General features: G+C 41.4%; 33 protein-coding genes. 4 read left to right on the forward strand and 29 right to left on the reverse strand.

Going from position 1 to position 22,537, the window contains the following annotated elements:
- Positions 1 to 84: 84 nt before the first annotated feature.
- The 28 genes from infA to pplA all read right to left on the reverse strand — a co-directional run bounded on the left by infA (position 85) and on the right by pplA (position 16,548).
- Positions 85 to 303 (reverse strand): translation initiation factor IF-1, encoded by a 219-nt coding sequence (gene infA / locus HPK16_RS07990; protein WP_036060296.1) that lies wholly within the window; start codon positions 301 to 303, stop codon positions 85 to 87.
- A gap of 382 nt (positions 304 to 685) precedes the next feature.
- A complete protein-coding gene (locus tag HPK16_RS07995) occupies positions 686 to 1,333 on the reverse strand; it encodes an adenylate kinase (RefSeq protein ID WP_181676461.1) in 648 nt (215 codons plus the stop codon).
- A gap of 67 nt (positions 1,334 to 1,400) precedes the next feature.
- The gene (gene secY / locus HPK16_RS08000; protein ID WP_181676462.1) at positions 1,401 to 2,702 is read right to left on the reverse strand and encodes a preprotein translocase subunit SecY; all 1,302 of its coding nucleotides are present in this window, start codon (positions 2,700 to 2,702) and stop codon (positions 1,401 to 1,403) included.
- Positions 2,702 to 3,142 (reverse strand): 50S ribosomal protein L15, encoded by a 441-nt coding sequence (gene rplO, locus HPK16_RS08005; protein WP_036060290.1) that lies wholly within the window; start codon positions 3,140 to 3,142, stop codon positions 2,702 to 2,704. The genes secY and rplO overlap by 1 nt, the downstream gene beginning before the upstream one ends.
- A 55-nt stretch (positions 3,143 to 3,197) precedes the next feature.
- Complete coding sequence (gene rpmD / locus HPK16_RS08010) at positions 3,198 to 3,377, reverse strand: 50S ribosomal protein L30 (RefSeq protein ID WP_003720933.1); 180 nt, start codon at positions 3,375 to 3,377, stop codon at positions 3,198 to 3,200.
- 15 nt (positions 3,378 to 3,392) lie between these two features.
- The gene (rpsE, locus tag HPK16_RS08015; protein ID WP_036060286.1) at positions 3,393 to 3,896 is read right to left on the reverse strand and encodes a 30S ribosomal protein S5; all 504 of its coding nucleotides are present in this window, start codon (positions 3,894 to 3,896) and stop codon (positions 3,393 to 3,395) included.
- A 21-nt stretch (positions 3,897 to 3,917) separates the two neighbouring features.
- Positions 3,918 to 4,277, reverse strand: a complete 360-nt coding sequence (gene rplR, locus HPK16_RS08020; protein ID WP_036065516.1) for a 50S ribosomal protein L18 — start codon at positions 4,275 to 4,277, stop codon at positions 3,918 to 3,920.
- 33 nt (positions 4,278 to 4,310) lie between these two features.
- Positions 4,311 to 4,847, reverse strand: coding sequence for a 50S ribosomal protein L6 (gene rplF / locus HPK16_RS08025; protein WP_181676463.1), 537 nt, complete (start codon positions 4,845 to 4,847; stop codon positions 4,311 to 4,313).
- 29 nt (positions 4,848 to 4,876) lie between these two features.
- A complete protein-coding gene (gene rpsH / locus HPK16_RS08030; protein WP_036065514.1) occupies positions 4,877 to 5,275 on the reverse strand; it encodes a 30S ribosomal protein S8 in 399 nt (132 codons plus the stop codon).
- Between the two features lie 32 nt (positions 5,276 to 5,307).
- Positions 5,308 to 5,493, reverse strand: a complete 186-nt coding sequence (locus HPK16_RS08035) for a type Z 30S ribosomal protein S14 (protein WP_077912491.1) — start codon at positions 5,491 to 5,493, stop codon at positions 5,308 to 5,310.
- Between the two features lie 39 nt (positions 5,494 to 5,532).
- A complete protein-coding gene (rplE, locus tag HPK16_RS08040) occupies positions 5,533 to 6,072 on the reverse strand; it encodes a 50S ribosomal protein L5 (RefSeq protein WP_036065509.1) in 540 nt (179 codons plus the stop codon).
- Between the two features lie 28 nt (positions 6,073 to 6,100).
- Positions 6,101 to 6,421, reverse strand: coding sequence for a 50S ribosomal protein L24 (gene rplX, locus HPK16_RS08045; RefSeq protein WP_036080307.1), 321 nt, complete (start codon positions 6,419 to 6,421; stop codon positions 6,101 to 6,103).
- 37 nt (positions 6,422 to 6,458) lie between these two features.
- Entirely contained in the window at positions 6,459 to 6,827 is a 369-nt protein-coding gene (gene rplN, locus HPK16_RS08050) for a 50S ribosomal protein L14 (protein ID WP_036071388.1), read from the reverse strand.
- A gap of 74 nt (positions 6,828 to 6,901) precedes the next feature.
- Positions 6,902 to 7,165: a 30S ribosomal protein S17 gene (gene rpsQ / locus HPK16_RS08055; RefSeq protein WP_036080303.1), complete on the reverse strand. Its 264-nt coding sequence runs from the start codon at positions 7,163 to 7,165 to the stop codon at positions 6,902 to 6,904.
- A gap of 27 nt (positions 7,166 to 7,192) precedes the next feature.
- Positions 7,193 to 7,384 (reverse strand): 50S ribosomal protein L29, encoded by a 192-nt coding sequence (gene rpmC, locus HPK16_RS08060; RefSeq protein WP_036060270.1) that lies wholly within the window; start codon positions 7,382 to 7,384, stop codon positions 7,193 to 7,195.
- Positions 7,371 to 7,808, reverse strand: a complete 438-nt coding sequence (gene rplP / locus HPK16_RS08065) for a 50S ribosomal protein L16 (RefSeq protein ID WP_036060267.1) — start codon at positions 7,806 to 7,808, stop codon at positions 7,371 to 7,373. The genes rpmC and rplP overlap by 14 nt, the downstream gene beginning before the upstream one ends.
- Before the next feature lie 2 nt (positions 7,809 to 7,810).
- Positions 7,811 to 8,467, reverse strand: a complete 657-nt coding sequence (gene rpsC / locus HPK16_RS08070; protein ID WP_036071385.1) for a 30S ribosomal protein S3 — start codon at positions 8,465 to 8,467, stop codon at positions 7,811 to 7,813.
- Between the two features lie 3 nt (positions 8,468 to 8,470).
- On the reverse strand, positions 8,471 to 8,815 hold the full coding sequence (gene rplV, locus HPK16_RS08075) for a 50S ribosomal protein L22 (protein ID WP_181676464.1): 345 nt from the start codon (positions 8,813 to 8,815) through the stop codon (positions 8,471 to 8,473).
- Positions 8,816 to 8,834: 19 nt separating this feature from the next.
- Entirely contained in the window at positions 8,835 to 9,113 is a 279-nt protein-coding gene (gene rpsS, locus HPK16_RS08080; protein WP_036065502.1) for a 30S ribosomal protein S19, read from the reverse strand.
- Between the two features lie 90 nt (positions 9,114 to 9,203).
- Entirely contained in the window at positions 9,204 to 10,037 is an 834-nt protein-coding gene (gene rplB / locus HPK16_RS08085; RefSeq protein WP_036060259.1) for a 50S ribosomal protein L2, read from the reverse strand.
- Positions 10,038 to 10,074: 37 nt separating this feature from the next.
- Positions 10,075 to 10,359, reverse strand: a complete 285-nt coding sequence (gene rplW, locus HPK16_RS08090) for a 50S ribosomal protein L23 (protein ID WP_036094361.1) — start codon at positions 10,357 to 10,359, stop codon at positions 10,075 to 10,077.
- Positions 10,359 to 10,982 (reverse strand): 50S ribosomal protein L4, encoded by a 624-nt coding sequence (gene rplD / locus HPK16_RS08095; protein WP_036080294.1) that lies wholly within the window; start codon positions 10,980 to 10,982, stop codon positions 10,359 to 10,361. Before rplD ends, rplW begins: the two co-directional genes overlap by 1 nt.
- Before the next feature lie 26 nt (positions 10,983 to 11,008).
- The gene (rplC, locus tag HPK16_RS08100; RefSeq protein WP_181676465.1) at positions 11,009 to 11,638 is read right to left on the reverse strand and encodes a 50S ribosomal protein L3; all 630 of its coding nucleotides are present in this window, start codon (positions 11,636 to 11,638) and stop codon (positions 11,009 to 11,011) included.
- A gap of 31 nt (positions 11,639 to 11,669) precedes the next feature.
- Entirely contained in the window at positions 11,670 to 11,978 is a 309-nt protein-coding gene (gene rpsJ, locus HPK16_RS08105; protein WP_036065498.1) for a 30S ribosomal protein S10, read from the reverse strand.
- A 445-nt stretch (positions 11,979 to 12,423) separates the two neighbouring features.
- The gene (fmnA, locus tag HPK16_RS08110) at positions 12,424 to 13,224 is read right to left on the reverse strand and encodes an FAD export ECF transporter transmembrane subunit FmnA (protein ID WP_181676466.1); all 801 of its coding nucleotides are present in this window, start codon (positions 13,222 to 13,224) and stop codon (positions 12,424 to 12,426) included.
- A 21-nt stretch (positions 13,225 to 13,245) separates the two neighbouring features.
- Entirely contained in the window at positions 13,246 to 14,202 is a 957-nt protein-coding gene (gene menA, locus HPK16_RS08115) for a 1,4-dihydroxy-2-naphthoate polyprenyltransferase (protein WP_181676467.1), read from the reverse strand.
- 16 nt (positions 14,203 to 14,218) lie between these two features.
- A complete protein-coding gene (locus tag HPK16_RS08120; RefSeq protein ID WP_181676468.1) occupies positions 14,219 to 15,295 on the reverse strand; it encodes an FAD:protein FMN transferase in 1,077 nt (358 codons plus the stop codon).
- Between the two features lie 350 nt (positions 15,296 to 15,645).
- Positions 15,646 to 16,548 (reverse strand): extracellular electron transfer flavoprotein PplA, encoded by a 903-nt coding sequence (gene pplA, locus HPK16_RS08125; RefSeq protein ID WP_181676469.1) that lies wholly within the window; start codon positions 16,546 to 16,548, stop codon positions 15,646 to 15,648.
- A gap of 396 nt (positions 16,549 to 16,944) precedes the next feature.
- Between pplA and HPK16_RS08130 the strand changes: the two genes are divergently transcribed.
- The 4 genes from HPK16_RS08130 to HPK16_RS08145 all read left to right on the forward strand — a co-directional run bounded on the left by HPK16_RS08130 (position 16,945) and on the right by HPK16_RS08145 (position 20,935).
- Positions 16,945 to 18,828 carry an FAD-dependent oxidoreductase gene (locus tag HPK16_RS08130; RefSeq protein ID WP_181676470.1) on the forward strand — a complete coding sequence of 628 codons (1,884 nt, stop codon included), beginning with the start codon at positions 16,945 to 16,947 and terminating at the stop codon, positions 18,826 to 18,828.
- A gap of 112 nt (positions 18,829 to 18,940) precedes the next feature.
- Positions 18,941 to 19,378, forward strand: a complete 438-nt coding sequence (locus HPK16_RS08135; protein WP_181676471.1) for a NusG domain II-containing protein — start codon at positions 18,941 to 18,943, stop codon at positions 19,376 to 19,378.
- Between the two features lie 21 nt (positions 19,379 to 19,399).
- A complete protein-coding gene (eetB, locus tag HPK16_RS08140; RefSeq protein WP_036060247.1) occupies positions 19,400 to 19,936 on the forward strand; it encodes a flavinylation system FAD exporter subunit EetB in 537 nt (178 codons plus the stop codon).
- 18 nt (positions 19,937 to 19,954) lie between these two features.
- Positions 19,955 to 20,935 (forward strand): polyprenyl synthetase family protein, encoded by a 981-nt coding sequence (locus HPK16_RS08145; protein WP_181676472.1) that lies wholly within the window; start codon positions 19,955 to 19,957, stop codon positions 20,933 to 20,935.
- Positions 20,936 to 20,947: 12 nt separating this feature from the next.
- Here HPK16_RS08145 and HPK16_RS08150 read toward each other — a convergent pair whose 3' ends face one another.
- A complete protein-coding gene (locus HPK16_RS08150; protein ID WP_181676473.1) occupies positions 20,948 to 22,300 on the reverse strand; it encodes a hypothetical protein in 1,353 nt (450 codons plus the stop codon).
- Positions 22,301 to 22,537 lie beyond the last annotated feature (237 nt).

Below are 22,537 nucleotides of genomic sequence, written 5' to 3' on the forward strand. Positions count from 1 at the left end.
TTTACTAGAGAAAATGTCTCTATAAACCGATTGAAAAATAGCTGGCGAACCAGACCGGTATATAATTTCATTTCCGATAATTTCTTATTTAAAACGGTAAGTGATTCTGCCACGTGTCAAGTCATACGGGGAAAGTTCCACCGTTACTTTATCACCTGGTAAAATACGAATATAGTGCATACGGATTTTGCCAGAAACTGTAGCTAAAACAGTATGACCATTTTCTAGTACAACTTTGAACATCGCGTTAGGCAATGTGTCTTCCACTGTACCTTCCACTTCGATTACATCTTCTTTTGCCATAAGTTGCTACCTCCTTACTCTTTTTAACTGGACCATTTACAGGTCTGCCATTTCTTTTCGCGTAAAATTTTATTACATGAAAAAACGCTAGACATACCAAAATTGTTCCCCACGACAAGGAATTAATTTTATACATCTTCAGACAATCGGTAAAAGTACGGTCCCGCAAAAATGGAAGTACAAGTGCATCTGGCTCGAGTTCGAACGCCTTCATATCACTATTTCCAGTAGCATTCCTATTTATCCAGATGATCTTCAGACAATCTCTCGTTCATCATGTTTCGCATAGTTGTTACTCACTGCACTGCCAATTACCCATTATACTACAAAACAAAACATTTTGCACTACATAGGTACCGACTGTAAAATAAGCGATGATTTCTTAAAATGAAGCTAGAATCTTATCTACGTCTTCGAACACAACATCAATGTCTTGCTCTCCGTTAACCGCAAATAATGTTCCTTTTTCACCGTAAAAATCTAACAATGGTTGCGTTTGTTTGATATTAACATTTAAGCGATTTTCCACAGTTTCTGCTTTATCGTCTTCACGTTGGTAAAGAGTAGCACCATCGATGTCACAAATCCCCGCTTGTTTGGGAGGATTGAAAACTTCATGATACGTTTTACCACATGTTGGACAAATCCAGCGACCAGTCAGACGTTTCATCAGGCTGCTTTTATCAACTTGAATATTAACAACAGCATCAAGCTTTGTTCCAAGGTCCAAAAGAATACTTTCTAATTCCTCGGCTTGCTCAACAGTACGTGGAAACCCATCAAGCAAGAAACCATTCTTAGCATCATCTTCAGCTAAGCGCTCACGAACGATACCGTTTGTCACATCGTCAGGAACCAAATTGCCGCTATCCATAAAGGATTTAGCTTTCAGACCTAATTCTGTGCCATTTTTTATTGCTGCGCGGAACATATCCCCAGTTGAAATGTGAGGAATATTGTATTTCGCTACAATTTTTTCAGCTTGTGTACCCTTACCGGCACCGGGCAGTCCCATTAACACTAGTTTCAACTGTATCGCCCCTTTATTTAGTAGCACGTCGGGGCATGAGGTTTAACACTCCTGCCGACCCACGTGTTTATTTGATAAATCCTCGGTAATTTCGTTTCACAAGTTGTCCTTCTAGTTGTTTTGTTGTATCAAGGGCTACCCCGATAACGATCAGCAAGCTCGTACCACCAATGGCGATAGATTGCGGAAGATCGAATACAGCTGCACCAATTGTAGGCATGATTGCTACTACAGAAAGGAAGAGTGCACCAACAAAAGTTAGACGATAAAGCACACTAGTAAGATACTCTTGTGTTTCACGGCCAGGACGTTTACTTGGAATATATCCACCTTGTTTCTTCAAGTTATCTGCTACTTTCTCAGGATTCACTTGAATGAACGCATAGAAGTAAGTAAATGCGATGATCAAGGCAACATACAGACACATACCAATCGGTTGCGTATAGTCAAAAATTTGTTTTAAGACTTTTACAACTTGACTGGTTGAGTCAACGAAGGCAAAGCTCAAAATAGTTTGTGGTGTAATGATAAAGGCACTTGCAAAGATTACCGGTATAACCCCAGCAGAGTTAAGTTTAAGTGGTAAATGCGTTGCTTGCGCTCCACCAGTTTTTGCACCAGCGACACGTTTTGAGTATTGAATTGGAATCTTACGCAATGCTTGTTGGAAGTAAATAACGAGCACAATGATCGCTAAAACTGCCACGGCGATTGCAACAAGAATCATAACATGCATGAACAGCTGATCACCAGCATCTTCAATTTGCGAAGCATAGAGAGAACGCATGCCATCAGGAATACGAGCTACGATACCAGCAAAGATAATAATGGAAATACCATTACCAACGCCACTCACAGTAATTTGTTCACCTAACCACATCAGGAACATTGTACCAGTTGTAAGAACAACCGCAATTGCTAAGTATTGAGGGATAGAAGGATCAATAATAAAGCCAGAACCCGCCAATCTATTGAAACCAAAAGCCATACCGAATGCTTCGACAAGCCCTAGTCCAATAGTTAAATACCGCGTCAATTGGTTGGATTTCTTACGTCCCATCTCACCTTGTTTTGACCACTCAGTAAGTTTGGGTACAACATCCATTTGTAATAGTTGCACGATAATCGATGCGGTAATGTAAGGCATAACACCCATCGCGAAGATCGAGAAGTTCTTCAGCGCACCACCATTGAAAGTATTCAAGAATCCTAAAATTCCTGTTTCCATCGATTTTTGAATTGTAGCTGCGTCCACTCCCGGTACCGGAATAAATGTTCCGATACGGAAAATGATAAGCATAGCTAACGTAAACATGATTTTCTTACGAATGTCTGCAACTCTGAAAAAATTGATCAACGTCGAAAACATTAGATCACCTCAGTTTTTCCACCAGCAGCCTCGATAGCCTCTTTAGCAGCTGATGAGAATTTGTTAGCTTTCACTGTAAGTTTTTTCTCGATTGCGCCGTCAGACAAAATCTTAATTCCAGATTTTGCGTTACGGACGATACCTGTTTCAATTAATAATTCAGGTGTTACTTCTGTACCATCTTCAAAGCGATTTAAAACATCAATGTTCACAACAGCATACTCTTTGCGGTTGATGTTTGTAAAACCACGTTTTGGAATACGACGGAACAATGGTAATTGTCCACCTTCAAAGCCTAGGCGTACACCGCCACCTGAACGTGCTTTTTGACCTTTGTGTCCGCGTCCTGATGTTTTACCGTTACCAGAACTCATACCACGACCAACACGATTACGCTCTTTACGAGAACCTTCTGCAGGTTTAAGTTCGTGAAGTTTCATGTCAAGCACCTCCTCCTATTTACGATTTTATTCATTTAATATTTGTAGTAATAGCTTAAACTTCTTTAACGTCCACTAAATGACTAACTTTAGTGATCATCCCACGAATTGCAGGATTATCTTCTTTTACAACAACAGAATTAGTTTTTCCCAAGCCTAGAGCTTGAACTGTTTTGCGTTGTGGTTGAGGGCGTCCGATTAAGCTACGTTTTAGAGTAATTTCTAATTTCGCCATAACTTTATTCCCTCCTTATCCTAGTAATTCTTCAACTGTTTTGCCGCGTAATTTCGCAACATCTTCAGCTTTTTTAAGTTGTTTGATACCGTCAAAAGTAGCACGAACCATGTTGATTGGTGTGTTAGATCCTAGTGATTTACTAGACACATCAGCAACACCAGCTAACTCAAGGACAGCACGAACTGGACCACCAGCAGTTACACCAGAACCGGCGCTTGCAGGTTTTAGGAGAATTTCTCCACCACCAAAATGACCGATTGCTGTGTGTGGGATTGTAGTGTCAACAGTTGGTACGAAGATCATATTCTTCTTAGCATCGTCAATTGCTTTACGGATAGCATCTGGAACTTCTTGTGCTTTACCAGTACCGAATCCAACATGACCGTTCTTATCTCCAACGACTACGAGCGCTGAAAAACGGAAACGACGACCACCCTTAACTACTTTCGCAACACGGTTGATAGTAACTACGCGTTCTTCTAATTCTAATTTGTTTCCATCGATTTGTTGAGGCATGTAAGTTGTCCCTCCTTCTTTTTAAAATTCCAATCCATTTTCACGAGCAGATTCAGCTAGAGCTTTTACACGACCATGATATAAATAACCACCGCGGTCAAATACAACAGCTTTAACGCCTTTTTCTGTAGCGCGTTTTGCAACGATTTCGCCTACTTTTGTAGCAGCGTCAACTTTTGACTCAGCTTTAGGGAAATCTTTATCTACGTTAGATGCGCTAGCGATTGTTACACCGTTAACATCATCGATAAGTTGAGCATAAATGTTCTTGTTTGAACGGAATACGTTCAAGCGTGGACGAGCTGCTGTTCCAGAAATCTTAGAACGAACACGACCATGTCTTTTTTTACGCACTTTATTTTTGTCGATTTTGGTAATCACACGACTCACCTCTTCTCTTAGCTTTATGCGGCATTATTTACCGGTTTTACCTTCTTTACGACGTACAAATTCGCCTTCGTAACGGATACCTTTACCTTTGTAAGGCTCTGGTGGACGTACGGAACGGATATTTGCAGCCAATTCGCCAACGTGTTCTTTGTTAATACCGCGAACGATAACTTTCGTATTCGCTGGTACTTCAACTTCAACACCTGGACGTGCTTCGAATTCTACTGGATGTGAGTAACCTACGTTTAAAACAAGAGTAGTACCTTGTTTCGCTGCACGGTAACCGACACCAATAAGCTCAAGAGTTTTTTCGTAGCCTTCAGATACACCGACAACCATGTTATTTAGAATAGCACGTGTCGTACCATGAAGGGCACGGTGTGTTTTATTGTCAGAAGGACGAGCTACATTGATCTCGTTGCCTTCGATATTGATTGTAATATCAGGGTTAAAAGTCTTAACTAGCTCGCCTTTAGGACCCTTAACAGTTGCTGTTGAACCATCTAATGTTACTGTAACACCAGCTGGGATAACAATTGTTTTTTTACCTATACGGGACATTTATTGCACCTCCTTGTGATTTTCTTGTCTTACCAAACGTATGCTAGAACTTCTCCGCCCACTTGTTTCGCGCGAGCTTCTTTGTCAGTTAACAAACCTTGAGAAGTAGATACAATTGCAATACCTAAACCGTTAAGTACTTTTGGTACCTCATCAGCTTTAGCGTAAACACGAAGACCTGGCTTACTGATACGCTTAAGTCCAGTAATTACACGCTCGTTAGCTGCACCATATTTAAGGAAAACACGGATTGTACCTTGTTTGTCGTCTTGAATATACTCAACATCACGTACGAAGCCTTCTCTTTTAAGGATTTCAGCGACTTCTTTTTTAATTTTTGAAGCAGGAACTTCTAATTTATCGTGACGTACCATATTGGCGTTACGAATACGAGTTAGAAAATCTGCGATAGGATCTGTCATCACCATGAAAAATTTACCTCCTTCCCATTATTGGGTTTTTACCAGCTTGCTTTTCTGACGCCGGGAATTTGTCCTTTATAGGCAAGTTCACGGAAGCAGATACGGCATAGTCTAAATTTGCGAATAACGGAATGTGGACGACCACAACGTTCACAACGAGTGTAAGCTTGAACAGGATGTTTCGGTGTGCGTTTTTGCTTCGCGATCATTGATTTTTTAGCCACGTTTGCGCCTCCCTACTTATTTATTGATTACTATTTGGATTACTTTTGAAACGGCATTCCAACATGTGTCAGTAATTCTTTTGATTCTTCGTCAGATTTAGCAGTAGTAACGATTACTACGTCCATTCCGCGAACTTTACTTACTTTATCGTAATCAATTTCAGGGAAAATTAATTGCTCTCTAACACCTAGCGTGTAGTTACCGCGACCGTCGAAGGCTTTTTTAGAAACCCCACGGAAGTCACGAACACGTGGTAAGGAAACAGTAATTAATTTGTCTAAGAAATCATACATGCGGTCTCCACGTAGCGTTACTTTCGCACCGATTGGCATTCCTTCACGAAGACGGAAACCAGCGATTGAATTTTTCGCTTTTGTGATTACAGGTTTTTGACCAGTGATTAGAGCTAACTCTTCCACTGCACTATCCAAAACTTTCGCATTTGCTGTTGCATCACCAACACCAGTGTTGATTACGATTTTGTCGATTTTTGGTACCTCCATTACGGAGTCATAATTGAATTTGCTCATTAAAGCAGGAACAATTTCCTTAAGATATCTATCTTTAAGGCGATTCATGTAATATTCCCTCCTTCCTCAAATACTTTTATTTAGTTGCGTCTTTTATAACTTCACCGGATTTTTTAGCTACGCGTACTTTTTTACCATCCTTGATTTCACGGTTCACACGAGTTGGTTCACCAGTCTTCGGATCGATAAGCATTACGTTAGATACGTGAATCGGTGCTTCAACATTTAAAATTCCACCTTGCGGGTTAACGTTTGATGGTTTTGTATGTTTTTTAACCATGTTAAGTCCTTCAACGATCACGCGATCTTTTTTAGGGAACGCAGCGATAATTTTGCCGGATTTACCTTTATCTTTACCAGTAATAACTTGAACTTTATCACCTTTTTTGACATGCATTGGGTCTAGCACCTCCTTGAGATTGAAACTACATATTTTAAAGAACTTCTGGAGCTAAAGAAACGATCTTCATAAAGTTGCTATCACGAAGTTCGCGAGCAACAGGTCCAAAAATACGTGTTCCACGAGGACTTTTATCATCACGGATTATAACACATGCATTTTCATCAAATTTGATGTAAGAACCATCTTGACGACGTGCTCCACTCTTAGTACGAACGATTACCGCTCTAACTACTTCACCTTTTTTGACAACGCCACCTGGTGTTGCTTGTTTAACAGTACACACGATTACGTCACCAATGTTCGCAGTTTTGCGTCCTGATCCGCCTAGTACTTTAATTGTTAATACTTCACGAGCACCAGAGTTATCAGCGACTTTCAAACGACTTTCTTGTTGAATCATTAGGATACCCTCCTTCCAGACATACAATCAGGAAATTTATTTTTCCTAGTAAAACTATTATTACGAATCACGATTTAAACTAATACAGCTTTCTCAACAACATCTAGTAAGCGGAAACGTTTAGTCGCCGACAATGGACGAGTTTCAGCAATGCGTACTAGATCGCCTGTTTTAGCTACATTATTTTCATCATGCGCTTTGAATTTTTTAGAATACTTCACTCGCTTGCCATAAAGCGTGTGTTTCTTATACGTTTCAACAACGACAGTGATTGTTTTATCCATTTTGTCGGATACAACACGTCCTGTATATACTTTACGTTGGTTACGTTCAGACATGTATTAAAACCTCCTCCTGAATTAATTTTAGGCAAGTTCTCTTTCACGAACGATTGTTTTCATACGAGCAATCGCTTTGCGTACTTCACGGATGCGTGCAGTGTTTTCCAATTGGCCAGTAGCTAATTGAAAGCGCAGATTGAAGAGCTCTTCTTTTAGAGATTTCTCTTTATCTTGAATTTCAGTAGTTGACAATTCACGGATATCAGTTGCTTTCATTTGCTTCACCACCAATTTCTTCGCGTTTCACGATTTTTGTTTTAACAGGTAGTTTATGTGCTGCAAGACGTAATGCTTCGCGCGCTACTTCTTCAGGTACACCTGCGATTTCGAACATGATTTTGCCACGTTTAACTGGGCTTACCCAACCTTCCGGAGCACCTTTACCTTTACCCATCCGAACGCCGATTGGCTTAGATGTGTAAGATTTATGAGGGAAAATTTTAATCCAAACTTTACCGCCACGTTTCATGTAACGAGTCATTGCAATACGGGCAGCTTCGATTTGACGGTTAGTGATCCATGAAGCATCAACTGCTTGAAGACCAAACTCACCAAATGCTACTTCTGTTCCGCCTTTTGCGCGTCCACGCATGTTACCACGGAACTCACGACGGTATTTAACACGTTTTGGAACTAACATTATTATTTTCCTCCTTCCACATTTGTTTTCTTCGTAGGAAGGACTTCACCACGGTAGATCCAGACTTTAACGCCTAGTTTACCATAAGTTGTGTCAGCTTCTTCCCATGCGTAGTCGATATCGGCACGCAATGTATGAAGAGGAACTGTTCCTTCACTGTAATGTTCCGCACGAGCGATATCCGCTCCACCTAGACGGCCGGAAACTTGAGTTTTAATACCACGAGCACCCGCACGCATAGTACGTTGGATTGCTTGTTTTTGTGCACGACGGAACGATACACGGCTTTCTAATTGACGAGCGATACCTTCAGCAACTAATTTAGCATCAAGATCAGCTCTTTTGATTTCTACGATATTGATATGAACTCGTTTACCTGTAAGTTCATTTAGGTTTTTACGTAACGATTCAACCTCAGATCCACCTTTACCGATAACCATTCCTGGTTTAGCAGTGTGGATTGTGATGTTTACACGGCTTGCAGCGCGTTCGATTTCGATACGAGATACAGAAGCATCTGATAAGTTTTTCGCGATATAATCACGGATACGTATATCTTCATGTAAGAAGTTCGCGTATTCTTTACCAGCATACCATTTTGAATCCCAATCACGAATGATACCGACACGCATACCAATTGGATGTATTTTTTGGCCCACGAATTATCCCTCCTCGACTTCAGATACCACGACTGTGATGTGGCTTGTACGTTTATTTATTGCGCTTGCGCGTCCCATTGCACGTGGACGGAAACGTTTCAATGTTGGGCCTTCGTCAACGAATGCCTCAGAAATTACTAAGTTATTTACATCTAAATCATAATTGTGCTCAGCGTTTGCGATTGCTGATTTTAAAACTTTTTCGATAACCGGAGAAGCGGCTTTCGGCGTAAGTTTTAGAATAGCGATTGCTTCGCCGACTTGCTTACCACGTACTAGATCGATTACGAGTCTAACTTTACGAGGAGCAATACGAACAGTTTTTGCAACGGCTTTTGCAGTTGTCATCAGGATATCCTCCTCTCAATTAACGTCTTGTTTTTTTATCGTCGCCCGCGTGACCACGGTACGTACGAGTTGGTGCGAATTCACCTAATTTATGTCCAACCATATCTTCTTGGATATAGACTGGAACGTGTTTGCGACCATCATATACAGCAATCGTTTGTCCAACGAATACTGGGAAAATTGTTGAGCGACGAGACCAAGTTTTAATAACTTGTTTCTTTTCGCTTGCATCAGCTGCCTCAACTTTTTTCATCAAATGATCATCTACAAAAGGTCCTTTTTTCAAGCTACGACCCATGTCGGAACCTCCCTTCGCATAGTCAGGAATCGGAAAGCTTGAGCTTGCCCGTTCCTGCTACCTATAAATTCGTTTAAATGACAAATCCAATTATTTTTTCTTACGACGACGTACGATAAATTTATCGGAGTTATTGTTTTTCTTACGAGTTTTATAACCAAGTGTTGGTTTACCCCAAGGAGACATTGGTGATTTACGTCCGATTGGTGCTTTACCTTCACCACCACCATGTGGGTGATCGTTCGGGTTCATTACAGATCCACGAACTGTTGGGCGTTTACCCATCCAACGTGAACGACCTGCTTTACCAATGTTGATAAGTTCGTGTTGTTCGTTACCAACTTGGCCGATAGTAGCACGACAAGTAGAAAGAATCATACGAACCTCACCAGAGTTAAGACGGATTAATACGTATTTGCCTTCTTTACCAAGCACTTGAGCACTTGTTCCAGCTGAACGTACTAATTGTCCACCTTTACCAGGTTTCATTTCGATATTGTGGATAACAGTACCCACTGGAATATCTTTAAGTTCTAGCGCGTTACCAACTTTGATATCCGCCTCTGAACCTGAATAAATTGTTTGGCCTACTTCTAAGCCTTTCGCTGCGATGATGTAGCGTTTTTCTCCATCAACGTAGTGAATTAATGCGATGTTAGCAGAACGGTTAGGATCGTATTCGATCGTAGCAACGCGTCCTGGAATACCATCTTTATTACGTTTAAAATCGATCACGCGGTATTGACGTTTATGTCCTCCACCGTGATGACGAACAGTTAACTTACCTTGGTTATTACGACCAGCCTTCTTTTTCAGAGGACGTAGTAAAGCTTTTTCTGGAGTACTTGTAGTAATCTCAGCAAAATCTGAACTCGTCATGTGACGACGGCCGTTTGTGGTAGGTTTATACTTTTTAATCGCCATTGTATTCCCTCCTCTATTAGTTCAATTCATAGAAGTATTAAACTTCGAAAAATTGGATTTCTTTGCTATCGCCAGTAAGTGTCACGATAGCTTTACGACGCTTGTTTGTATAGCCAGCGTAACGGCCCATGCGTTTCATTTTACCTTTGTAGTTCATTACGTTTACTTTCGCAACTTTCACTTCGAAAATTTCTTCGATAGCTTTTTTTACGTGCGTTTTAGTAGCGCGTGTATCAACTTCAAATGTATATTTCTTGTCGTCTAAAACACTTGTTGATTGCTCAGTGATAATTGGGCGCTTAATGATGTCGCGTGCATCCATTATGCAAGCACCTCCTCTACTTGTTCAAGAGCTGCTTTCGTGATAATTAACTTATCATGTTTAGCAACATCTAGTACTGAGATACTTTGAGCTGGAATAACTTTAATGCCTTGTAAGTTACGTGCAGATAGTTCTACATTTTCACTTTCATCGGCTACTACTACCAATGCTTTTGTATCTACAGAGATATTTTTAAGGAAAGCTGTGAATTCTTTAGTCTTAGGAGCAGAGAAAGTTAAACCTTCTAGTACTACTAGGCTCTCTTCTTTTACTTTAGAAGAAAGGATCGATTTGATCGCTAAACGACGAACTTTCTTAGGTAATTTGTAAGCATAGCTACGTGGTGTTGGGCCGAATACGACTCCACCTCCACGCCATTGTGGGGAACGAATCGAACCTTGACGGGCACGACCAGTACCTTTTTGACGCCATGGTTTACGTCCACCGCCGCGTACTTCTGAGCGGCCTTTTACTTTATGAGTTCCTTGACGTAAGGAAGCTCTTTGACTCAAAATTACATCAACAACCACTTTTTCATTTGGTTCAATACCGAAAATAGTATCGTTAAGTGTAATTTCGCCAGCTTTTGTTCCATCTTGTTTCAATAAAGCTACGTTGGGCATTTTGTTAGTCCTCCTTTCCAATTAAATTATCTTGCTTTGTTAGCTGTTTTGATTTGGATAAGTGCTTTTTTAGCTCCTGGAACATTTCCTTTTACTAAAAGAACATTTTTCTCAACATCAACTTTGACGATTTCTAGGTTTTGGATAGTGATTTGATCTCCACCCATACGACCTGGAAGTAATTTATTTTTGAATACACGGTTAGGTGCTACGGGACCCATTGAACCTGGGCGACGATGGTAACGAGAACCGTGGGACATTGGTCCACGAGATTGGCCATGGCGTTTAATTACACCTTGGAACCCTTTACCTTTCGATACGCCTGTCGCGTCAACGATGTCACCTTCTGCGAATACGTCTACTTTAATTTCTGCACCAATCTCATACTCGTCTAAGTTTACATCGCGTAATTCGCGAATGAAGCGCTTAGGAGTAGTATTGGCTTTTTCTACATGACCTTTTTCGGGTTTGTTTGACAATTTTTCGCGTTTATCCTCGAAACCGATTTGAATTGCTTCATATCCGTCCGTATCAACTGTTTTCTTTTGAAGTACTACGTTAGCACCTGCTTCGATAACTGTTACTGGAATAAGTTCGCCGTTTTCAGTGAAAACTTGTGTCATCCCTACTTTTCTACCTAAGATTCCTTTGGTCATGAGTCACACCTCCTGTTATTTTGGATTTTTATTATAGTTTGATTTCGATGTCCACACCGCTTGGTAAGTCTAAACGCATAAGGCTATCAACAGTTTGTGGTGTTGGATTAACGATATCGATTAAACGTTTGTGTGTACGCATTTCGAATTGCTCACGTGAATCTTTGTATTTATGAACCGCACGCAAGATTGTGTAGATTGACTTCTCTGTTGGAAGTGGAATCGGACCAGATACAGAAGCACCTGAACGTTTCGCAGTTTCTACAATTTTCTCAGCCGATTGATCCAAGATACGGTGATCATACGCTTTTAAACGAATACGAATTTTTTGTTTTGCCATTATTTTCCCTCCTTCTCGCCTACTTTTAAAATAGACATTCTCCGTGAAAATCTCCTGGACACTCGCCATGGCAAAGCGGCCGGGTGTGTCAGCAACCTCTCACTTCATCACATCTACAGCCCCAACTAGTGGGGGTGTTGCACGAAATAGACAGAGCAATGCCTGTTCATTTGCACTTTATCTATTATACACGTCCGCCCTAGTAATTTCAACGATTTTGCGAAAAAACTTTTTTATTGCTGATTTTATGATTTTTAGACACGCAATAGATCCTCAAAAAAAGCGAATTAAGATAAAAAATTACGCTTTACGCAAATTGAGCGAAAGCGTTTGTAGTCAGGGAGTTTGGCGGAAGCTGGAGAGCTGCGTGTACAACTGTACATGAGAACCGGAAGCCCGCCAAATTCCCTGAATGCGAGCGCTTGCCGCCAATTGATTAGGATTATTATGAAATTCTTAATGTCACGAGAGCCGTGGTAAGTGCAACCAATACGAAAGCTGCTACTAAATCGCACCAATGCCAATGTAGGATTCGGAACCTTGTTCTTTTTTTATCGCCTTGGTATCCTCTTGCTTCCATCGCGTCGGCTAGGTCCTCTGCTCGGTTGAAGGAGCTGACGAATAGCGGGATAAATATCGGCACGACGACTTTCATTTGTTCGAATAGGTTTCCTTCGCCAAAATCGACGCCTCTTGCTCGCTGGGCTTTCATGATTTTATCGGTTTCTTCCATTAAGGTTGGAATGAAGCGCAACGCAACGGAAATCATCAAGGCAATATCTTGAACTGGCATTTTGAAAATTTTAAAGGGCCGTAGTATGTAAGCGATAGCGTCTGTCAGGTCCATAGGCGTCGTTGTCAGCGTGATTACCGTCGAGATGAAGATTATCAGCACGAACCGAACGAACACGAACATGCCGTTAATGATGCCGAATGAGGAGATGGCGAATGGTCCCCAGCTAAAATAGATGGTTCCGCCGCTCGTGAATAGGGCCTGTAGCAGCACCGTAAAGAGGATTAGCCAGATGAGTGGTTTTACTCCTTTAATGAAAAAACGATACGATATCCCCGTCATGAAAATGACTGCAAACGAGAAGAGCGTTAGTAAGGCGTATGTTTGCCAGTTGTTTGCGAGGAACAGAATACCGATGAAGTAAAATCCAGCAATTAGTTTTGTTCTTGCGTCTAAACGATGAATAAGGGATTCCCCAGGCATAAAGCGCCCAAATATTAATTTATCTAGCATCAGAAATCCCCTCTTTTCTCATTATATATACTTAAAGATTAAACTTGCGGCGAGACAAACGACAATCGCGCTGTTCATGACAACGAAATTTTTGATGGAGATTACGAATGTTTTCGCTTTGACTTGCTCGGCGTTGAATTTCTGTAAATTTTTAAATACTGGGATGATCGCGATGAGCGTTACGAGCATGATTGGGCTAAGGAATCCGATGATGACGGAAACAATGATAGCCGCAAAAGATGCGTAGTAGAGCGCGTTGAAGAGGATTACCGCGTATTTTTTGCTGATGTAATATGGCAAGGTGTAGCGGTGGTTTCGGATATCTTCCTCTAAGTCGCAAATGTTATTGGCAAGCATGATGTTCGCAATCATGAAAATGCATGGCAAGGATACGACGGCAATCCGGATAACTTCTATTAGATTCACTTTCACAGTAACCCATTCGCCCGACCAAATCAAGTTTGCAATTCCTGCGTCGTAAGCATTCACGTAAATCGCTAGGAACACGATGCCAAATCCCATCGTCACACCGGAAAAAATTTCGCCAAGCGGCATGCGCGACAACGGGACCGGACCGAATGTGTATAGAATCCCGATACAAAAGCAGACAAATCCGACGAGCAAGACGAGCAAATCTGTTTCTACAACAAGCCAAACGCCTAGTCCTGTCGCAATCAAAAACATAACAAAAATCGTGATGATTACCGTTTTCTCCGATATTTGTTCTTGCCCAATGACATTACTCGTGGTCCGGTAGTCATAATCATGATTGTTCGTGGCTTTCCGGTAATCCATATAATTATTGATAGCCGTCGTCGTCAAGTCGAAAATCAACATCGAACCAAAGAAAATCAGTGTGTTTTTCCAATTAAATAAATCGTATTGATATACCGCGAATAACGTACCAATTATAAATGGAAAAACACTTGCGATCTTCGTCTGGATTTCTACCAATTTCAAAAATGCTGGTATCGACACTTTATTACACCCCTTTTTAGTCCGCCATTTGGAAATTCTTATCGGTTAGTTTGAACTTCCCTTTCAAACCGGATGTGATATATACTTTCTTCTCTTTACTTACAAAAATCGCTTCCACACCTTTGTATGTTTCGATGAATTCCATTCCGCCTTTGATACCTTTGGAGAACGTAGCTGTAGATAGACCGTCGCCATCAATCGATTTTTCAGAGACGATGGATACGCCTGCAATATCGTTGTCGAATGGATAGCCTGTTTTCGGATCGAGTAAATGATGATATTTCACGCCATCTACTTCTAGGAAACGCTCGTAAATTCCCGATGTAACGATGGATTTGTTCGCTTCTGGAATGGTTCCGATCACCGTACCACGCGATTCGAATGGATCTTGAATGCCGACAACCCAATCGCCGCCTTTAGGGCTATCACCTTTCACGATGATATTGCCGCCTAAATCGATAATGGCCGTCGTTACTTTATTTTCATCTAAAACTTTGGCAACTTCATCCGCAATGTAGCCTTTAGCGATGGCACCTAGATCCAGCTCCATGCCCTTTTCTTCTAGATAAACCGTCTTTTTAGCATCGTCTAGTTTCACTTTTTTGTAATCGATTAACGGAAGAACTGCATCAATTTCCGCTTGGCTCGGTTTTCTCGCGTCATCAAAGCCGATGTGCCATAGAGAAGTCAGTGGGCCGATAGTGATATCGAAGCTACCACCCGAACTCGCGCTATACTTCAAGCCTTCTTTAATCAGGTAGTAAACATCATCGTTCACCTTCACAGGATTTTTACCTGCCGCCAAATTAACCTTGTCCACTTCTGATGTTTTACCGCTATCGCTCGTTGTAATTTGCTTGTCTAATTCCTTTATTCGGTCAAAAGCTTTGAGAAGAACATCCTCTTTTCCTTTGTCGTAAATTTTAACTACATTGATTGTCCCCATTAGAAAATCAGTTTTTGTATATGGTTGGGAAAGAATTTCTGAGTCATTGTCCTCTGATGCGCTACTTTTCTTCGTATCATCATTACCACAAGCCGTAATAACAGCCGCTAAAAGCACCAGCGTGATTAACATATAAAATTTCTTCATTTAAATTGCACCTTTCCGATTTGGAATGAGATATAGTATGACCGTGTCGCTATTTTAATGTATCGGTGATTGGAGTCTTTGTCAAGAAAGTCGAGTAGCCCCAACAAAAAAGGCCCCAGAGTTTTCGCTCTGAAGCCCCAGACTGTAAAAAAACGCTTTAAATGATACTTCTCTAAAATTCAGCGTGTCGACAAATACTTAGTTTCTAGGCAAAGGCGAGTACCAGCGCGGAGCGTACTAGAGTACGTGAGCACTGGAACGGAGCTTTTAACGACGAAAATGAGTGTTTGTCGACACGCTGAGGATCCAGAGTTTTCGCTCTGAAGTCCTATACGTTACTTACTATTTACTTATTCAGAGTCTACTTTGTTGTAAACTTTAATCATGTCTGTGTTACCAGATTGAGCTGCATTGTAAAGTTGTGCCGCGTAGATTTTGAATGCGTCAGATGAATGTGTCGCACCAGTTACTACTGCAACGTCTGCTGGGTTTTGTTTGTCAACAAGCGCTTTGTTAAGTGTTGGAATGTATTCTTGTGGACCTACACCAGTTTTTGCTTTCATGTTTTTCTCGTAGTCAGCGTCGTCTGTTTTCAACTTGCCGTCTTTGTCTACATAGTTGTAATCAGATGTCGTAATTTTGCCATCTTTTACTTCCATGTTGAACACGACACGGTAGTTGTTCGCATAGTTTTGCTCTTCTAGAGAATATTTACCATCTTCTAATTTCGCGCCATTGTTGATTTCAATTGTCGCTGTGTCTGCACGTTGCGCCGCTTGGATCAATTGGTTTGAGTAGTTGATGAATGTATCAGAAGAATGAGTTGCTCCTGTTACTACTTCTACGTCTGTTGCTGATTGTTTAGATACTAGAGAGTCATTCAAAGCTGGGATGTATTCTTGTGGACCTACACCAGTTTTTGCTTTCATGTTTTTCTCGTAGTCAGCATCGTCTGTTTTCAGCTTGCCGTCTTTATCTTTGTAGTTATAATCAGATTCTGTAATTTTATTATCTTTAACCGTGATCGTCATGAAGGCTTTCCAACCTTTGTCGTCAAAGTTCTTTTCTTGCAATTTGTAAGTACCATCTGTCATTGTACCGTCTGTTTTAGCATCCGCTTTCTTCGTATCCGTCTGCTTCGTGTCGCTTGATTTGCTGTCGCTATCGCTGCTATTATCATTACCACACGCTACTAACAACATGCTTGAAGCCATTACTGCCGTCAGGGCCATTACCAACTTTTTCTTCTTCATAAAATTTGCTCCCACCTTTTAAAATATTACTTGTGATGACATGAACAATGAAATTGACACGAAACCAACAAGCTCACCTTAATTCCACTTAAATATAACATTATTGTCTCAATTTGTCTACACACAGTATGCATGAGTCGAAAACCAAGAATTTTCAGAAAGTGATTCTGTTCTTATTTTGCAATGATTTTTTAAAATTTTTCCCACTCAAATGGGGTTTGTTGCCCTGTGAAGGTTTTCACCTATAAATTCGCGTTTGCATCACATTTTTTGAGGGTAAAGACCCTAGACAGCCTTTGTTCTATCTGTTAAACTGGGTTAGGTTATTACTATTATGTTTTGGAACGCAGGACTTATAATTTTTGTGAATATACTTACAAGGAGTTGAGAAAGCATATGCCTGAAAAGAATATTGTTTTAATAGGGGCGGGATATGCAGGTGTACATGCGGCTAAGAAATTAGCGAAAAAGTACAAGAGAGACGAATCAGTAACCATCACGTTGATTGACAGACATTCTTACCACACGATGATGACTGAGTTGCACGAAGTAGCTGGGGGACGTGTTGAACCAACAGCGATACAGTATGATTTGCGTCATTTGTTTAATCGTACGAAAGTGAAATTAGTGACGGACAACGTAACGCACGTTGATCACGAAACGAAAACGGTGACGACGGAAAATGGTAGCTATCCGTTTGATTACCTCGTTCTTGGCATGGGTGGCGAGCCGAATGACTTTGGAACGCCTGGTGTTAGCGAACATGGATTCACGCTTTGGTCTTGGGAAAATGCGGTTAAGTTGCGCGAACATATCGAAACGGTTGTTCATGACGCTTCCGAGGAACAAGATGTAGCGAAACGCAAAGCCATGCTTACTTTTGCGATTTGTGGTTCTGGTTTTACTGGGATCGAGATGGTTGGGGAATTGCTTGATTGGAAAACGCGTCTTGCGAAAGATAACAAGGTCGATGTTTCTGAGATTGAATTAATTGTTGTCGAAGCAGCACCAACGATTCTGAACATGCTTGATCGTAAGGATGCTCAAAAAGCAGAAGACTTCATGCTGAAAAAAGGTATCAAGATTATGAAGGATGCTGCGATTGTTGAAGTTAAAGCGGAAAGCATCGTTTTGAAATCTGGCGACGAAATTCCAACGCATACATTAATTTGGACTGCTGGTGTTCGTGCGAATTCTGATACGAAAGATTACGGTATGGAGACAGCGCGTGCTGGTCGTTTGAAAGTCAATGAATACATGGAAGCTGAGAAGTTCGAAAACACGTACGTCATCGGTGACTTGGCTTATTATGAAGAGGAAGAAGGTAAGCCGACTCCTCAAATCGTTGAAGCTGCTGAGCAAACCGGGATGACTGCTGCGAAAAGCATCATTTCTGAAATCAGCGGGACAGAAAAAGAAGCTTACAATGGTAAATATCACGGTGTCATGGTTTCGATTGGCTCCAAATACGGTGTCGCTAACCTAGGCGGATTACGCTTGCATGGTTGGTTCGCGATTTTCATGAAACACATGGTTAACCTTTACTACTTCTTTGGAATCCGTAGTGGCTATTATATGGCGCAATACGTTTCCCATGAATTTTTCCATATTCGAGATAACCGGAATATTTTCCGCGGTTGGACATCGCGTTACGGTAACGTGCTTTGGACATTGCCGCTTCGTATTTATGTCGGTTGGTTCTGGGTTGACGAGGCTCTTTCTAAGATTTACGGTGAAACGACGTGGGATAAAGTTAGCCTGACGAACTTGAAACCGTTATTCCAAGGACTCGGACCTGATTCATGGTTAACTGCGACAACTTCAAAAATGCCATTCGAATGGTTGCAAACAGACGCGACATCCGGTGCGTCACAAGCGGCCGGCGATGCTGCTGGAGCTGCTGCAACGAACGTAACAACACCAATTTTCGCGCATATGCCTGGTTGGTTTGAGTGGATCATGAAACTTATCATGCCAAACCTCGACGTTGCTCTTTTCATGCAAAAAGTCGTTCCGTTTGTAGAACTTGCCATCGGTCTTGCACTTGTTGTCGGCTTGTTCACTTGGTTAGCTAGCATCGGAAGCGCTGGATTCCTAGTAATGTTCACCCTTTGCGCTATGCTTGGTTGGGACAAATTCTGGGCGTTACCAGCTTCGATCGCTTTACTAAATGGCGCTGGACGTACATTTGGTTTAGATTATTGGGCTATGCCTTGGTTCCAAAAACATCTCGGGCGCTGGTGGTACGGCAAGGAAAGTTCCATCTACCGCGACAAATAATTTTATACGATTCAATCATAGCGAAAGGCAGCCGAAAAACTGCCTTTCGCTATATATTTTTGCGTGAGTGTATTACAATGAAGATAAAGCTAGTTAGAGGGGGAAAAGAAACGTGAAGGAATATCTACATATGGTGAAGCGTTGGGATGTCATTATTGTTGTGCTTTTGACCGTGCTTTCTTTTTTGCCTCTAGCTATTTTTACATATGCGAAATCGCAAGAACCTGCCCCACCTGCTGGATCGGAGTCGAAACTGGTCGCTGTCATTAAGGTCGACGGTAAGGAGTATAAACGCGTCGATTTAACTGGGCACACGGGTGTTGATACGTTTAAAGTGACGGCGGATGATGGTGATTACAATGAAATTGAAGTGAAAGATGAGCGGATTCGGATTAGCGCTGCAAACTGTAATGATCAGGTATGCGTTCGTGTTGGCGCAATTGGAAAACTCGGCGAAACAATTGTTTGTTTACCGCATAAAGTCGTGATTGAAGTGCAGTCGACAACCGGTGAGACGGAGCCTGATGATGGGATTGTTATTCCGTCTTAGGGACAAGGGAGGTATGTGTACATGACAAAGAATAAGCGTTTAGTTTATATTGCTTTACTGGCAGCCCAAGCGGTTGTTATTAGTTTACTGGAACGCGCCATACCGTTCCCATTCGCCTTTGCACCTGGCGCTAAGCTTGGTTTGGCGAATATTATTACGTGTATTTCCTTGTACACGCTATCCACGAAAGACGCTTTTATGATTGTATGTATTCGGCTCGTCTTGGCTACCTTACTGGGCGGAACAATTTCGACGTTTATGTATAGCGCAGCCGGAGCGATTTTGAGTTTTGGCGGTATGTGGTTAGTGAAGAAGCTGGGACCAAAGCGCGTGAGTATTATTGGGGTCAGCACGACTGGTGGGATTCTACATAATGTTGGTCAGCTCGTAATTGCAAGTTGGATTGCTGGCAGTTGGAACGTTATGCTCTACTTGCCTGTCCTCTCGTTTATCGGTATACTATCAGGGATTGCAGTTGGAATCGCGGCCAATTATTTAATTAAAAATGTGCAAACGCTACGTGCTTTTAATAAAACGAATGAACCTATCCAAAACTAAGCGAAATGAGGATGAATTATGCAACTTCACCCGATGTGGGACGCCTATCCAAATCTGCAAACCGATTTGAAAGATGTACTCACGACTATCGAAAAAAGTATTCAAATCAGAGATAAACAGGTTGAGAAAAATGTGAAAGACTTGATTCATGCTGGTGGTAAACTGTTGCGCCCAGCTTATGCTTTACTTGCAGCGCAAATCGGCCCTGATCATGATCGCGATCGTGCTATTGCAGTTGCAGGTGCCCTCGAAGTTCTACATATGGCGACGCTGATTCATGATGACGTTGTGGATGACGCTCCAACAAGACGCGGCATTCCAACGATTCACTCGAAATATGGGCGCAATTACGCGGTTTACACTGGCGACTATCTATTCTGCATCTGTTTTAAAATTTTATCGAGTCATGCGAACTCCGTTGAGAATATCGAATTTAACAGCAAAAACATCGAGAAAATCCTGATGGGTGAATTGGATCAAATGCGGATGCGCTATGATATTAACGTGACGGTGCGCCAATATTTATCCCGCATCTCCGGAAAAACAGCGCAACTTTTTGCCCTAAGTACTTTTTCTGGTGCATCGCAAAGTAAGGCGACACGTTTTCAGGTACGCAATGCTTGGAATATCGGGCATTATCTTGGAATGGCTTTTCAAATTATCGATGATGTGTTGGATTATACGAGTTCCGACGATGGACTTGGAAAACCAGTTTTGAATGATGTCAAACAAGGCGTCTACACACTTCCACTTATCTATGCGATGCAAAAACATCCATCTGAATTCCAACCACTACTCGAAAAGCAGCTCGACATGTCAGACGAAGATTTGGAGCAATTACTCGTGCTCATAGCGAAATACAAAGGTGTAGAGCAAGCTTTCACACTAGCCGACAAATACACCAAAAAAGCGTTACGAGAAATCAAAAAACTCCCAGCAGGCGCTTATCGTGATCAAATGTACGAACTTACATCCTCGATTTTAAAAAGGAACATTTAATCCTAATACGGATTAAATGTTCTTTTTTTCTAGAATATATTCCACATAGCTTTTCCGATCCTGTTCCGCTAATTCGAAATAATTATTTTCAAAAGCAATGATCCCATCCTCTTGTACCAAGAATTCCAACTCATTTCCATCAAGCATTTTTAGCACAACATGCCTTTTATCTACACTCGCACTATATACCGGATTCTGTAACGGTTTCGCCCTTTCCAAAGCTGAAATCAACTTTTTAGCCACCTCTAAATTCGCTACATCTTGAAAATCCTGTTCTACAAACAACCAACTCTGCGCTGATTCATACTTTATACCTTCTACAGTCGCGTCAATTTCCCTAAAATTCAGCAATTCGCCAAACTTCACCGACATATCCATCGAATTATTAGTAAGCATCACAAAATCATCTCCCTGCTCGACCACTAATTTATACGCAGGATTATACATTTTTGCATGAAATACATTTTTACCCGCCACGTTCGCATGGAAATCCGGCACTTTCCCTTCATCATTAAACGCTTCCTCTGAAACCTTCTTTGTTGTGCCAATCTGTTGACCTACCATGGTTATAGGTAGCGCGCGTCTAGGTTCACCCCACTCAGCGTAATCTTGATTTCCATACTTCATCTGCACGTATTCACCTGACATGTCACCCTCTGCGTCAGCTAGCGCCTTATACATCTTCTCAAACATCGCATCCTTCTTCAACTGCACTTCAAAACCAGCAACTGTCACAAAACCGTTTCCATCCATTGCTAAAGCTACATTCGTGCCATCTTCCAAATGAATGACGAAGTTCTTAGTCTCCGTTTCCTCACTAAAATAAGTAGCCGATCGTTCCTTGGAATCTCCTAATTTAGACACAAATTTTTCTAGCAAAACAGTATCATCCATTGTTCTCGTTTCATATTTCACTTGGTATGTAGCATTCCTTATATTCCTAGCAACTCTATAGTTATCGAGCAAGCGCGCTATCGTGCCAGGATCCTCTTTTTCAAATACAGCTATTTCAAGACCATTAAAATCTTCTCTTAACCCTATAATTCTCTGCGATTCTGGATAACCTTTCATTGTATAAATATCCATCACACCATAAGTGGACGCCAATTCAGGCATATCCTTGCCGCCCTCTTTCCAGTCATCATAGTTATCGATACTTTTACCTAACTTCTTCCCTAAAAGTGACTTGATTTCCGCCTGCTTCAACTCCATGTTCGTATAAGAATATACCTCTCCTTGATGCTTCACTGCCCCAGCCCAATCAATTATCATGTGCTCCTTGTTATGCTGATAATCAAATGCTAAGTAACCAACCCCTCCGATAATTAGCGCCAAGAGTCCAGCCATCGCCACTTTCCATCTCATCGTTGTCCCCTCCATAAGAAACCCATTTCACCAAATATACCATCCAAAGTTTCTGTTGTCGACGCAATTAGAGTAACATTTAGGAAATCTTAAAGTCTGCATAAAAAAATGGTTCTATAATAAATGTTGGGGTAGAAATTAATCTGCCTCAACATTTTTTTGTTCTCATTTCAAGACAAAAAAATACACAGTAATATCAACATCCGTTAAGATAAAAGTGACGAAACCCAATCCAAA

It is taken from the genome of Paenilisteria rustica (assembly GCF_013820765.1).
GTDB classification, from domain to species: Bacteria; Bacillota; Bacilli; order Lactobacillales; family Listeriaceae; genus Listeria_A; species Listeria_A rustica.

Excerpts from the sequence above, each read along its gene's own strand:
- infA (WP_036060296.1), bottom strand. The coding sequence starts at position 303 with ATGGCAAAAGAAGATGTAATCGAAGTGGAAGGTACAGTGGAAGACACA.
- secY (WP_181676462.1), bottom strand. The coding sequence starts at position 2,702 with ATGTTTTCGACGTTGATCAATTTTTTCAGAGTTGCAGACATTCGTAAG.
- rplO (WP_036060290.1), bottom strand. The coding sequence starts at position 3,142 with ATGAAACTTCACGAACTTAAACCTGCAGAAGGTTCTCGTAAAGAGCGT.
- rpmD (WP_003720933.1), bottom strand. The coding sequence starts at position 3,377 with ATGGCGAAATTAGAAATTACTCTAAAACGTAGCTTAATCGGACGCCCT.
- rpsE (WP_036060286.1), bottom strand. The coding sequence starts at position 3,896 with ATGCCTCAACAAATCGATGGAAACAAATTAGAATTAGAAGAACGCGTA.
- rplF (WP_181676463.1), bottom strand. The coding sequence starts at position 4,847 with ATGTCCCGTATAGGTAAAAAAACAATTGTTATCCCAGCTGGTGTTACA.
- rpsH (WP_036065514.1), bottom strand. The coding sequence starts at position 5,275 with ATGGTGATGACAGATCCTATCGCAGATTTTCTAACTCGTATTCGTAAC.
- rplE (WP_036065509.1), bottom strand. The coding sequence starts at position 6,072 with ATGAATCGCCTTAAAGATAGATATCTTAAGGAAATTGTTCCTGCTTTA.
- rplX (WP_036080307.1), bottom strand. The coding sequence starts at position 6,421 with ATGCATGTCAAAAAAGGTGATAAAGTTCAAGTTATTACTGGTAAAGAT.
- rplN (WP_036071388.1), bottom strand. The coding sequence starts at position 6,827 with ATGATTCAACAAGAAAGTCGTTTGAAAGTCGCTGATAACTCTGGTGCT.
- rpsQ (WP_036080303.1), bottom strand. The coding sequence starts at position 7,165 with ATGTCTGAACGTAACCAACGTAAAGTATATACAGGACGTGTTGTATCC.
- rpmC (WP_036060270.1), bottom strand. The coding sequence starts at position 7,384 with ATGAAAGCAACTGATATCCGTGAATTGTCAACTACTGAAATTCAAGAT.
- rplP (WP_036060267.1), bottom strand. The coding sequence starts at position 7,808 with ATGTTAGTTCCAAAACGTGTTAAATACCGTCGTGAGTTCCGTGGTAAC.
- rplV (WP_181676464.1), bottom strand. The coding sequence starts at position 8,815 with ATGACAACTGCAAAAGCCGTTGCAAAAACTGTTCGTATTGCTCCTCGT.
- rpsS (WP_036065502.1), bottom strand. The coding sequence starts at position 9,113 with ATGGGTCGTAGCTTGAAAAAAGGACCTTTTGTAGATGATCATTTGATG.
- rplB (WP_036060259.1), bottom strand. The coding sequence starts at position 10,037 with ATGGCGATTAAAAAGTATAAACCTACCACAAACGGCCGTCGTCACATG.
- rplW (WP_036094361.1), bottom strand. The coding sequence starts at position 10,359 with ATGGATGCACGCGACATCATTAAGCGCCCAATTATCACTGAGCAATCA.
- rplD (WP_036080294.1), bottom strand. The coding sequence starts at position 10,982 with ATGCCCAACGTAGCTTTATTGAAACAAGATGGAACAAAAGCTGGCGAA.
- rplC (WP_181676465.1), bottom strand. The coding sequence starts at position 11,638 with ATGACCAAAGGAATCTTAGGTAGAAAAGTAGGGATGACACAAGTTTTC.
- rpsJ (WP_036065498.1), bottom strand. The coding sequence starts at position 11,978 with ATGGCAAAACAAAAAATTCGTATTCGTTTAAAAGCGTATGATCACCGT.
- fmnA (WP_181676466.1), bottom strand. The coding sequence starts at position 13,224 with ATGCTAGATAAATTAATATTTGGGCGCTTTATGCCTGGGGAATCCCTT.
- HPK16_RS08120 (WP_181676468.1), bottom strand. The coding sequence starts at position 15,295 with ATGAAGAAATTTTATATGTTAATCACGCTGGTGCTTTTAGCGGCTGTT.
- pplA (WP_181676469.1), bottom strand. The coding sequence starts at position 16,548 with ATGAAGAAGAAAAAGTTGGTAATGGCCCTGACGGCAGTAATGGCTTCA.
- HPK16_RS08130 (WP_181676470.1), top strand. The coding sequence starts at position 16,945 with ATGCCTGAAAAGAATATTGTTTTAATAGGGGCGGGATATGCAGGTGTA.
- eetB (WP_036060247.1), top strand. The coding sequence starts at position 19,400 with ATGACAAAGAATAAGCGTTTAGTTTATATTGCTTTACTGGCAGCCCAA.
- HPK16_RS08145 (WP_181676472.1), top strand. The coding sequence starts at position 19,955 with ATGCAACTTCACCCGATGTGGGACGCCTATCCAAATCTGCAAACCGAT.
- HPK16_RS08150 (WP_181676473.1), bottom strand. The coding sequence starts at position 22,300 with ATGAGATGGAAAGTGGCGATGGCTGGACTCTTGGCGCTAATTATCGGA.